Here is an 11,832-nt window from a genome sequence, read left to right as displayed (position 1 = left end):
AAGAAAAAACGCCGCCCGACCATCGTATCTGCGAGCGGCGTTCATCTTTTGTTGTTTAGTACGGATCAGCACCGTGACTTTTTCTCTCGGCATCCTGCACCGCTTCATCCCGTATGCTCTCGCCAGCGTCACTGCCGCGATCCTTCTTAGCTTGATCAAGACCTTCACTTACCCGTCTTCCGTATTCTTCATCCGCATTCGTGAAGTATTCCACCATTCCCTCCTGAATGCGGGTATCACACTGGATCAATGCAGCGACCAGGTTACTGATCAGTTCATCCCGTTCCCAGTTCTCGAATGCCCGATACGTATCTCCAGCCTGCTTAAAATCGAGCGGACGGTCAATCTTCTCGCGAACGAGATTGGCATGATAGTTCGGCTGATGCGGCTTCGCTGTCTGCTGCGCTTCCTTCAGACCGTCCGTCATGGACGGCTCGTAATCCACATGTGGGCTTTGACCCGGTGCTTTATCTACAAAATATTGCATTTGACCGCCTCGTTGGTTCGTCGCCACCCTTTTTTTCGGAGCATTGATCGGCAGTTGCAAATAATTCGTCCCTACCCGATGACGCTGGGTATCGGAATAGGAGAACGTTCGGCCCTGAAGCAGCTTATCGTCCGAGAAGTCCAGTCCGTCCACCAACACCCCCGTACCGAAGGCGGCCTGTTCCACCTCGTTGTAATAGTTTTCTGGATTACGATCGAGCACCATTTTTCCTACTTTAAGAAAAGGGAACTGATCGGCAGGCCACAGCTTTGTCGGATCCAGCGGATCAAACTCCAGCTCCGGGTGGTCGTCATCACTCATAATTTGAACACACAATTCCCATTCCGGATAATCACCGCGTTCAATCGCCTCGTACAGGTCCTGTGTCGCATGACTATCGTTCATTCCCTGAATTTCATTGGCTTCCTTCTGGGTCAGGTTTTTGATGCCCTGCTTAATTGGCTCCCAGTGATACTTCACCAGAACTCCCGTACCTTCCGCATTCACCCACTTATATGTATTCACACCGGAGCCCTGCATTTGACGGTAGTTCGCTGGAATCCCCCAAGGGGAGAACAGAAATGTAATCATATGTGTCGCTTCCGGAGATCGGGAGACGAAGTCGAACATGCCGACCGGTCCGGGAACGTTCGACACCGGATCCGGCTTGAATGCATGCACCATATCCGGGAACTTCAACGGATCGCGGATAAAAAAGATTTTCAGATTGTTACCCACCAAATCCCAGTTACCTTCCTCCGTGTAGAACTTAACAGCAAAGCCGCGGGGATCGCGAAGCGTCTCCGGAGAACCCGAGCCGTGAACCACGGTTGAAAAGCGAACGAACACCGGGGTACGCTTACCCGGCGTTTGGAACAATTTTGCCCGGGTATATTTGGATACCGGTTCATCACCCGCTTTGCCATATGCCTCGAAATAGCCATGCGCGCCTGCACCTCTGGCATGAACGACACGCTCCGGGATACGCTCCCGGTCGAAGTGAGTGATTTTCTCAAGAAAATGGTAGTTCTCCAGTGTCATAGGGCCACGGTTACCGACCGTTCTCACATTTTGGTTATCATGAATCGGATGACCTTGACGATCTGTCAGTGTATCCTCCTGCTCCGTTTCCCCGGCATTCCGGGAAAAGTTCTCCCGCTCCTGATCCATCTGCCGACCGCCTCCTTCATAATCCTGATCTGTCACTGTATTCATCTCCTTTTGCAAAATAAATCGCGTCGCCACGTCCTTTACTATGGATATTATATCCACCGTATCAAAATGTATGAACGTCTGGATATTCTCATCAACTACAGTTTTTCATGCTCATTTTAACAAAAGAAGCCTCCCCGCCTATTGAAGGCGAGAAGGCTTGTTAAGCTTTCCTCCTACCCTTTCTCCCCAAGCAGGGAGCGGGTAAATGAAATCCATTCTCTGGCGGCAAATGACAAGTACCGATCCTTGCGCCACACCATGCCAAGCTGCCACGGTACTGGGTTATCTAGTGAAAGGATCGTGACACGCGAAGCATCGATCTCCCTGCATATCGTCTCCGGTAACAACGCAATGCCCAGGTTGGCCGCAACCATCCCGCTGATCAAATCCCACTGTGAGCTTTCGTATACGACACGCGGCTCAAACCCGGCCCCAATGCACTCCCGGATAATCCGGTCATGCAGTGTAAAGTCCTCCCGAAACAATACAAAGGGTTCATCCGCCAGCTCCTCAAGGGAAACCGAATCACGTCCTGCAAGCCGGTGAGACGGATGGAGCAGAAGCCGTAAATTCTCCTGAACGAACGAATAATAGTGAAACACTTCCTCGTTTACCGGCAGCACGGCAACGCCAATGTCGGTCTGCCCGCTCTCCACGTCCGCTTCCACTTTCTTGGCTCCATCTTCAATGAGCTGGATCGTAATCTGTGGGTACTTATGATGAAACTGCCCGATCACTTCTGGAAAAAAGCTGGAACCGATCATTGGCGGCAGCCCGATCCTTAAATGTCCCCGCTTCAAATTCATCAGATCCTCAAGCTCGTCCGAAACCCGCTGGAAGGCCTCAACCATCTGCTGTGCCTGCTGATACATAATCCGGCCCGCATCGGTAAGCTCGATCCCCTTGCCCTGCCGATGAAAGAGGGTAACCCCCCACTCATCTTCCATATTTTTGATCGTCTTGCTGATCGTCGGCTGGGTTATGTACAACATCTCTGCTGCTTTGGTGAAGCTGCGAAGACGCGCTACCTCCAAAAAGTACTGTAAATGCCGGATGTCCACAACAAAAGCCTCCTCTACATGTCATGTATTACTAAATGGAATGACATTGATTCGATATATGCATTTTACCTATGAAAGTTATTGTTGTAAAATTTTCATTAACGATGAAAAGAAAGGAGAGACCGGTCGTGAAACAAATCATCAAAGGAAGTCTCCAAGTGGCCGGTTTCATGCTTATCTCTATACTCATGGATAAACTGGCCGGACTGCTTAATCTAAGCATACCTGGCAGCATTTTAGGTATTGCACTCGTATTTATTCTGCTTGAAACCAAAGTTATCCGCCTGGAATGGATTGAGCTTGGAGCCAGTTGGCTGCTTGCTGAACTGTTACTGTTCTTTATTCCGGCTGCTGTTGGTGTCATGAACTATTTCCCGATGCTGAGGAGCGACGGGATTCAAATACTCGCTGTCGTATTACTTAGCACGGTGACCGTTATGGTCAGCTCCGGGCTGATGGCTACACTTATATCCAGACGAAAGGAGCGGAAGAACCCATGACATTATCCTGGCTTGCATGGTTTGGCCTACCACTAACTGCAATTATTTACTGGGCTGCTAAAAAGCTGTATCAACGAAAATCAAAAGTGTATTTATCTCCGCTCCTGATCACCCCAATCGCCATTATTATCATTTTGACGCAGACCGGGGTTTCCTATGAAGCTTATAACGAAGGAGCTGGGTGGCTCAGCGATCTACTGCAGCCGGCAACGGTAGCTTTTGCTGTACCCCTATATAAAAATTTTCAGACACTCAAAAAACACGCGGCCGAGATCATGGTCAGTGTCGTCTCCGGATCGGTTATGGCGATCATATCGTCAGCCCTTTTTGCCAAATGGCTGCATCTAAGCAGCTCCCTGACGACCAGTCTCGTACCGAGATCTATTACTACCCCGATTGCTATGAACGTTTCCCAAGTGATTGGCGGTGTCCCAAACATGACGGCCGTATTCGTCATTATGACCGGTATCCTCGGCTCCATGGTCGGCCCGTCCGTTATGAAGGTGTTTAGGATCAAGGGCGATATCGCCCGCGGGATATTGTTTGGAACAAGCGCTCACGGTACAGGTACCTCCAAAGCGTTCGAGTTCAGTTCCCTTTCAGGGACCATTTCAAGCATCTCCATGATACTCGCTGCGCTGTTCACACTCGGTGCTGCACCGATCTTAATGTCTTTTCTGTTTTAACTATAATTAACGGGTTTCCTCCACCGGCTTTTCAAGCCGGTTTTTTTTGTCTAATCTATATTTTTTTAGATATAATCGTGAACGTGTGCCCTATCTCTTTGACAACCCTGTTCAATAGGAGGCATAATAATTTTGTTCATCCTTTTACAAAAATTATAAGAAAACGCGAGGTTGTGTTGTATCCATTAGCCCCCTTGCGGCTTGAAAGGAAGGCGGTATTGGTGTTTGCATCGAACCGGTTTCGGTTAACAATTACAAGACCATTTATTTTTTTCTCCGTCATTATGCTGCTTAAAAGCTACCTGGCTTGGATGGTAATCTTTGATGATATGATACCTTGGCGTCCGCTTATTACCGAGATCCCCTTCATCTGGTTAGTATTCAGCCTGATCGAATGGTTCGCTTCCAAACGCAAGATGGCTGCTTATATGACCGTAAACTTACTTCTTACCGGAATTTTTTTCGCAGCCATTATGTACTATAAATATTACGGTGTCATCGTAACCTATCATGCCCTGGAGCAAGTTAATCAGGTGACTGCAGTCACCAACAGCGTATTTTCACTCATGGACCCATATTTTCTGCTGATCTTCACAGACATTATCGTGCTGTTCGTTCTCTTCTGGAGAAACGACCGGATCAAGACCTGGAAACAGGAACATTCGAAAAAAGGGAAACGCACCTTTGCGTCGACGATGTTCGTCATTTCCCTAGTCATCTGTCTGTTCCAAATTCTCCCTAACCGTGCCAGCATGAATGAAAACGTCAAAGCACAGGAGATGGGAATTCTCAATTATGAGGCCTACACCATCTTCCAGCAGGATGATACGGAGCTGGCAGACGCCAAGTCCATTAACCAGGACGAAGTCAATAAACTAAAAGGAATTGCTCCTGTATCCACTCCCGCATATGAGGGAGTGGCCGAAGGAAAGAACGTCATCATTATCCAAATGGAATCATTCCAGCAATTTTTAGTGAATTTGAAGCTGGACGGTCAGGAAGTTACACCGGTTATGAACAAGCTGGCCAATGAAAGCATTTATTTCCCGAATTTCTTTCAAAACGTCGGTCAAGGCAATACGTCCGATGCTGAATTTGTTGTAAATACGTCCTTTTATATCCCGCCGCGCGGAGCAGCCGCGCAGCACTATACGGACAAACAGCTGCCGAGCTTGCCTAAGATGCTGAAGAAGGACGGCTATCAGTCCGCTACATTCCATACGAATGTTGTAGAGTTCTGGAACCGCGGTGAGATGTATAAGGCACTTGGATTTGATCAATATTACGATAAAGATTTCTTCGGTGAGCCCGATAAAATATTTTTCGGCTCCTCCGATGAGGTGTTATATACAAAAACTGCGGAACAGCTGAAAAAGATGAGCGAGTCGGGCAATCCCTTTTATGCCCAGGTTATTTCTATGACCGCCCATCATCCGTTTACGATTCCGGAATCCAAGTATAAGATGACGCTGCCGGAGCGATATGAAGGGACCTTTGTAGGCGATTATATCCGCTCTCAGAACTACGCGGACTACGCACTGGGCCAGTTTATCGAGCAGCTCAAAAAAGACGGCATCTGGGACAACAGTCTCGTCATCGTATACGGAGACCATTTAGGTCTGCCAATTTATTCATTGGACAATAAAGATAAAGAGCTTATGAAAGAAATATACGGCCGTGATTATGTGTCTGCTGACATGATCAACATTCCGCTCATGATCCATGGCGAAGGATACATTGAGCCTGAAGTTATGGAACCCATCGGAGGCCAGGTGGACATTTTACCAACGATCGCCAACCTGACTGGCATATCACTAGATGATCAGCTGCACTTTGGCCAGGATCTATTGAACCAAAAGGATTACAACCTGCTGCCTGAACGTTATTATCTGCCATCAGGGACGTTCATTAATAATACAACCTTGTTTATTCCAGGCAACACTTTTGAGGACGGCACTCTCCACCCGCTGCCGCACACCTCGCAGGAGGCAACAAAAGCTTCCAAAGATGAGTTTGACCGAGCGCTCAAGCTGCTTCATCTATCGGATAGCTACTTGCGGCGATTACCAGAACACAGCAGTAAATAAAAGAGTAAGGGGCATCTCCAAGGTCTTGATGACCTGTAGAGACGCCCCTTGTTTTTTGTCACCCTGTGCAATAGGATGATGTACGGCTTGGACTTACATACCCTGCTTCATATGAAGCAGCTCAAAGCCAGTTGTAAATCCGGCCTGATCCAAAATGTTACCGAGAAGTGGCCGGGTCGAACGCACATGGTTAGCCTGGCGCTTCAGCCCCTGCTCTTCCGGCTTCATCACATAACGAAGCAGCGCCTTCAAGACGTCTTCTGGATTTTCCAAATCCGGATGAACACCAGTATTCGTTACAACTACCGACACATGTTTACCGGCCTCATCAAAGTCATTACGGTAAAGAGCATATCCGAGTGGGGTCTGCCCATTCGACAGAATCAAGGATTGCCCTCCCTTAAGACTCTGCCAATGCGTCTGCCACGGGCCGCTATGATCATAGAAATTCAAAGCACCGACTTCCACAGGAACTCCTGTCTTATAGCGAAATCCTTGATCATCACTGCCGAATATGGAGGCTTCCAAATCTTCCGCACAAGACATGAAACGAAGTCTTTCAAATTCTTCGTAGCCGCATGATTTATAGAGGCGTACAGCCGGCTCATTTTGTACAAAAGCCTCTAGCAAAGCTGTGTTCACACCACGTGTTCTGTATGTATTCAGGCTTGCTTCGATCAAATGCCGCCCCAACCCCTGGCCTCGCCGGGATTTAACGATACCGGTGCCCCCATTCCACACTTTCCACTCTTCCCCATACTTCCGGTAACCGTTCATCGTTAATCCAGCGGGCTCTTCATCTACATACATAACAACGGAACCCTCGAGGTCCAACTCTTCAAATGCCGCGCGTTTAATAAACAGATTCAATCCCATACTCATATCAACCAGATAATCCTCAAAAGACGCGTTCCAAATATCCAATAGTTTTTCTACGGGAATTTCACTTGCTCGTTTGAAATGAATGTTCATCGTAATCTCCTTTTCGTCCTCATGCCAAAATGGCTGATTAGAAGCCCTCCGTATGGCGCTATTTGACATGTGCACTTACTTTTTCTTATTATAGATAACATATACCTTTTTTTTCAGTATGTTTTTTCTCTTTATAAATATATTACGAATAATATAATCAAACGACAATGTTTAAGTTTAATACAAGGTAACGCCCATTAAGTTAATAGGAGTGAGACATACGAATTGGACCCCATACGAAGGATAAGCAGATTCGTGTATTTGGCACTTGGTTTAAGTGTTTTGGCTTCATCTACTCCCATAAGTGGAGAGGATAAATCCAAATCCGCTGTTCCATCACAGGAATTGGCACCAGCTAAGAGCAATCGCGTTGCATCGGCTCCCGTACCTACCGGTCCCGTACCGGAACGGATTCTGTCTGCTGCACCGCGCCAAATGTATCTGATATCCACCCGTTTGACCGAATTCAGTCTACAGACTGCTCATATTTTTCTGATTTTAAAGCACATGCTGCTTGAACCTTTAAAATTCAGGTCGAATTATGTTGATGGTAATGCATATTTGCATCTTGCTTTGTAGTAAGCTATTGAAAACAAATTCGGACCAGAAAAGAAAAGGATGTGTTTTGATTGGATGGTAGTAGTATAGGCTTCAATTTATTTTTAGTAGCACTTCTTATTGCTTTTACAGCGTTTTTCGTTATGACGGAATTTGCCATTGTAAAAATTCGTACCAGCCGAATCGACCAACTCGTGCTTGAGGGACGCAAAAACTCTCTGGCTGCAAAAAAAGTGATTTCCAATCTTGACGGATATTTATCTGCCTGTCAGCTCGGTATTACCATTACAGCTCTCGGCCTAGGTTATTTGGGCGAAAGCACGTTTGAGGCCATATTCCACCCGTTATTTGACGCACTCGGACTGCCTGTCGAGCTCTCAGGAGCCATGTCATTCTTGTTTGCGTTTATCTTTATGACATATATTCACGTCGTTATTGGTGAGCTTGCTCCTAAAACATGGGCTATCCAAAAAGCCGAGCAAGTCACACTCATGACAGCCAAACCTATCATATGGTTTTACCGGATCATGTATCCGTTCATCTGGCTCTTAAATGGCTCTGCGAACGGCATTATCCGTATTTTTGGCCTTCATCCAGCCAGTGAGCATGAGGAAGCCCACTCGGAAGAGGAACTGCGGATGATCCTTAGCGAAAGCTATGAGAGCGGCAAGATCAACCAAAGTGAATATGGCTATGTTAGCAACATCTTTGCCTTTGATGATTTGTTGGCTAAAGAAATTATGGTACCCCGTACCGATATGGTGTGCCTTTATGTAGATAAACCTCTCGCAGCTAACCTGCAGATTATTAAAAGAGAACAGTATACCCGATTCCCCGTTGTTCGCGGGGATAAGGATCAGGTCGTCGGCATGGTGAACACGAAGCAGTTCTTCCTGGAGTTCGATGACAATTCCAATATCGATCTTTCCAAGCTTATTCACCCGGCCATGACTGTATCGGAAGCCATTCCGATCAAGAAACTGCTAAAGAAAATGCAGCAGGAAGGGACGCATATGGCCGTCTTGATTGATGAATATGGCGGTACCTCCGGTATGATTACGATTGAGGACATTTTGGAGGAAATCGTCGGAGAGATCCGCGATGAATTCGATGATGACGAAGAACGCGATCTGGTTCAACCAGAACCGAACCGTCTTATCGTAGACGGAAAGGTATCCATCAATCGTGTGAATGATCTGCTGCACTGCGATCTGGACACAGATGAACTCGATACGATCGGCGGATGGCTGTACGGTCATAACTCCGAGCTCGTCAAAGGTGACAGCTGGACCTACCGTGACTTGATCTTTACGGTTCTCGAGAAGAAAACACACCGGTATACCAAGCTGCAAATTCTCAAAGAAACAGCGGAACAGCAGGAAGCCGAAGCTGCTGTTGCTGAAGAGATTGAAAGATAAGCATGACCTAGTAGACATGACGATGCCCTGTAGAGGAAGTTTTCTCTGCAGGGCATCGTTTTTTCTCAAACCTAATCCTTGCCAAGCTCTCTGATCTCAATATCAGTAACAGAAGTAATTTCTGAAATATTATCGAGCCTCAAGATATGAGTCTGTCTGCCAGCATTAAAATCACCATCAAAGGTACCTTTGTTGATCTTCTTTACGTTGCCAGGGGTATTAAGATCAGAAGAATAGTAATCAATCTGAATCCCCGTCTCACCTTCCACCATCACTTCCGGCATTCGCCGTATCAGATCCATTACACGTTCCTGTTCTGTTGAAAGGTTATCTGCAGTAAGATCCGCAAATACAGTCAGGCTGACGTGCTGACTGACGACCTCCGCTCCGTTCTCAATGGTTAGATTATTAAAATTTCTTTCAACTGTGTTGTTATGACCGACGTTCACCCATGTACTTAGGAATGCAGTCTTTGGATATAGCTCATCAACCAGTGGTGTCAGGTTTTCCTTGAGCTGAAGCGCCCATAACTCATTCAAATAATTCTCATTCGATATTTCTGGAGGATTGTCGTCATTGCTCTCTAGCCGGAATACCAGCTCAGGATTTTGCTCTGGATGTGCCCTCAAATAATAAGTACCAGTTGCCCAGGTGTATCTCACATCCGTTACCTTAAATGATTCATTGTATTTCTGCTCCAGATAGCTCTCGGCCGCCTCCTGAACTGCCCGTTTCTCCTCACCACTCTTCGTGAAAGGTGCTGACCCTGTAGTGTATCCCCCATAAACAGCCCCTACAAAAAGAGCTAAACCGATCACCGTCCGCACCCTAATTTTCCATGGAGAGGAGAACTGCCGCTGCCTCTTCTGAGCTTTAGACGGATCCTTGGGTGTTCTGTAATTGAAGTAGACCACAGTTATAATGAGTCCAACAATATGCACTCCCAGTGCCACCGGAGCCACGATAAGCCCTAAAAATCCCAACGTCATGAAAAAAATGAAAAGTGAGGCTCCTTGCAGTGCCATGAGAATTATACCGCCCACAATCATACCCGGCGTACCGATATAGAACATACCGAGACCGGTACAGATCAGAGAGAGCAGCGTAGCAACCCATTGATGTTTTTTCAATTTTACATCCTTCCCTTATTAGCAATTTAGCAGATTTCCAAACCTTATTATACCAGTGCTCCTCAAGCAAACAAAGAACCCATTTACACCGTAGTGAAATGGGTTCTCGATGTGACCATTGCTGTTAAAATTACCGTTCCGATATAACGAGTCCTGACTACTCCTTCGGCTGGATCATTTCTTCAGGACGGACAATCCGGTCAAAATCCTCGCCGGAGAGCAATCCGCTCTGAAGTGCCGCCTCCCGAAGCGTCGTACCTTCCTTATGTGCCTTCTTAGCGATGGCAGCTGCATTCTCGTAACCGATGTGAGGGTTCAGTGCCGTAACAAGCATGAGCGAACGCTCCATGTTGCTGCGGATCACGTCCAGATTGGCCTCAATCCCTGCGGCACAGTTCCGGTCGAACGAATCCATCGCATCGCCCAGCAGGCGTACCGACTGCAAGAAGTTATAGATGATTACCGGCTTGAACACGTTCAGCTCAAAATTGCCCTGGCTTGCCGCAAAGCCGATGGCCGCATCATTGCCCATTACCTGGCAGACGACCATCGTCAGCGCTTCGCTCTGTGTCGGGTTTACTTTACCCGGCATAATGGAGCTTCCCGGTTCGTTCGCCGGAATGGTCAATTCACCTATGCCTGAGCGGGGACCACTCGCCAGCCAGCGTACATCGTTCGCAATCTTCATCAGATCGGCGGCTAATGCCTTCAACGCCCCATGGGCAAACACCAGCTCATCGTGGCTTGTCAGCGCATGGAACTTGTTGCTGGCGGTAGAAAAGCTTTTGCCGGTTTCCGCACTGATCTCCGCTGCTGTCATTTCGCCGAATTTCGGATGGGCAATAATCCCGGTCCCGACAGCTGTACCTCCAATCGCCAGCTCCCGTAGCGGCTCCATTGCCATAGCAATCATAAGCTCACATTTCTCCAGCATCCGGTGCCAGCCGCTGATTTCCTGTCCCAGCGTCAGTGGTGTTGCATCCTGCAGGTGGGTGCGGCCGATTTTGATCAAATCCTTATATTCATCACTCTTCACCGCTAACGTATGCTTCAGCCGCTGCAAAGCGGGAAGAACCTGTTCCTCCACTGCAATTAGCGCGGCCATATGCATAGCTGTTGGAAAGGTGTCATTTGAACTTTGTGATTTATTGACATCATCATTCGGATGGATGGATTGTGCTATGCCCTTTTCCTGCAAAAGCTGGTTGCCACGGCTTGCGATCACTTCATTCACATTCATGTTGGACTGGGTGCCGCTGCCCGTCTGCCAGACGACAAGCGGAAAATGTTCATCCCGCTCCCCGGCCATAATCTCATCCGCCGCTGCTGCAATGACATCCGCTTTATCCGGGTCCAGCTTACCAAGCTTGGCATTGGCAATAGCTGCACTCTTCTTCAGAATGGCGAAGGCCCGGATAATCTCCATCGGCATCCGTTCCGTACCGATTCGGAAATTTTCGAAGCTGCGCTCGGTTTGAGCTGCCCACAGCTTATCCGCAGGCACCTTGATCTCGCCCAGGGTATCTTTTTCAATACGGTAATCCATTTTCATTGTCCTCCTCTGCATGTATCTAAAACCCTTTATATTCCATATTGTCTTATTATCGCATAATTAGCAGGCGAAAGGAAAATGTTGGACGCGAAATGAGTCTAATACGTACCGAAACACCAATGGGCATGGGATTAAAACAAAAAAGAGCTGGGAACAACCAGAGTTT

The 11,832-nt window shown here is 47.5% G+C and carries 10 protein-coding genes; 5 read left to right on the top strand and 5 right to left on the bottom strand.

The window, feature by feature from the left end:
* Positions 1–55: 55 nt before the first annotated feature.
* Both AC2TF5_RS01535 and cidR read right to left on the bottom strand, forming a co-directional pair.
* Entirely contained in the window at positions 56–1,657 is a 1,602-nt protein-coding gene (locus AC2TF5_RS01535) for a catalase (protein ID WP_491302777.1), read from the bottom strand.
* 218 nt (positions 1,658–1,875) lie between these two features.
* Positions 1,876–2,763, bottom strand: a complete 888-nt coding sequence (gene cidR / locus AC2TF5_RS01530) for a cidABC operon transcriptional activator CidR (protein WP_491300540.1) — start codon at positions 2,761–2,763, stop codon at positions 1,876–1,878.
* Positions 2,764–2,891: 128 nt separating this feature from the next.
* Here cidR and AC2TF5_RS01525 point away from each other — a divergent pair, with 128 nt between their 5' ends.
* The 3 genes from AC2TF5_RS01525 to AC2TF5_RS01515 all read left to right on the top strand — a co-directional run bounded on the left by AC2TF5_RS01525 (position 2,892) and on the right by AC2TF5_RS01515 (position 6,036).
* Positions 2,892–3,263 (top strand): CidA/LrgA family protein, encoded by a 372-nt coding sequence (locus AC2TF5_RS01525; RefSeq protein ID WP_491300539.1) that lies wholly within the window; start codon positions 2,892–2,894, stop codon positions 3,261–3,263.
* Positions 3,260–3,949, top strand: a complete 690-nt coding sequence (locus AC2TF5_RS01520; RefSeq protein ID WP_491300538.1) for a CidB/LrgB family autolysis modulator — start codon at positions 3,260–3,262, stop codon at positions 3,947–3,949. Before AC2TF5_RS01525 ends, AC2TF5_RS01520 begins: the two co-directional genes overlap by 4 nt.
* A gap of 221 nt (positions 3,950–4,170) precedes the next feature.
* On the top strand, positions 4,171–6,036 hold the full coding sequence (locus tag AC2TF5_RS01515) for an LTA synthase family protein (protein WP_491300537.1): 1,866 nt from the start codon (positions 4,171–4,173) through the stop codon (positions 6,034–6,036).
* Positions 6,037–6,129: 93 nt separating this feature from the next.
* On the opposite strand, the gene AC2TF5_RS01510 is transcribed toward AC2TF5_RS01515, so the two are convergent.
* Positions 6,130–7,008 carry a GNAT family N-acetyltransferase gene (locus AC2TF5_RS01510; RefSeq protein ID WP_491300536.1) on the bottom strand — a complete coding sequence of 293 codons (879 nt, stop codon included), beginning with the start codon at positions 7,006–7,008 and terminating at the stop codon, positions 6,130–6,132.
* A 261-nt stretch (positions 7,009–7,269) separates the two neighbouring features.
* Between AC2TF5_RS01510 and AC2TF5_RS01505 the strand changes: the two genes are divergently transcribed.
* Positions 7,270–7,587, top strand: coding sequence for a hypothetical protein (locus tag AC2TF5_RS01505; protein ID WP_491300535.1), 318 nt, complete (start codon positions 7,270–7,272; stop codon positions 7,585–7,587).
* Positions 7,588–7,709: 122 nt separating this feature from the next.
* Positions 7,710–8,984, top strand: a complete 1,275-nt coding sequence (locus AC2TF5_RS01500) for a hemolysin family protein (RefSeq protein WP_491302776.1) — start codon at positions 7,710–7,712, stop codon at positions 8,982–8,984.
* A gap of 71 nt (positions 8,985–9,055) precedes the next feature.
* Here the strand turns inward: AC2TF5_RS01500 and AC2TF5_RS01495 are convergent, their stop codons facing one another.
* Positions 9,056–10,114 (bottom strand): hypothetical protein, encoded by a 1,059-nt coding sequence (locus AC2TF5_RS01495; protein ID WP_491300534.1) that lies wholly within the window; start codon positions 10,112–10,114, stop codon positions 9,056–9,058.
* A gap of 157 nt (positions 10,115–10,271) precedes the next feature.
* Positions 10,272–11,660: a class II fumarate hydratase gene (gene fumC, locus AC2TF5_RS01490; RefSeq protein ID WP_491300533.1), complete on the bottom strand. Its 1,389-nt coding sequence runs from the start codon at positions 11,658–11,660 to the stop codon at positions 10,272–10,274.
* Between the last annotated feature and the right edge of the window lie 172 nt (positions 11,661–11,832).

Source organism: Paenibacillus sp. JNUCC 34, assembly GCF_058269055.1.
The sequence above is the reverse complement of the archived record's forward strand: the minus strand, read 5'-3'. Positions and strand labels throughout refer to the sequence as shown.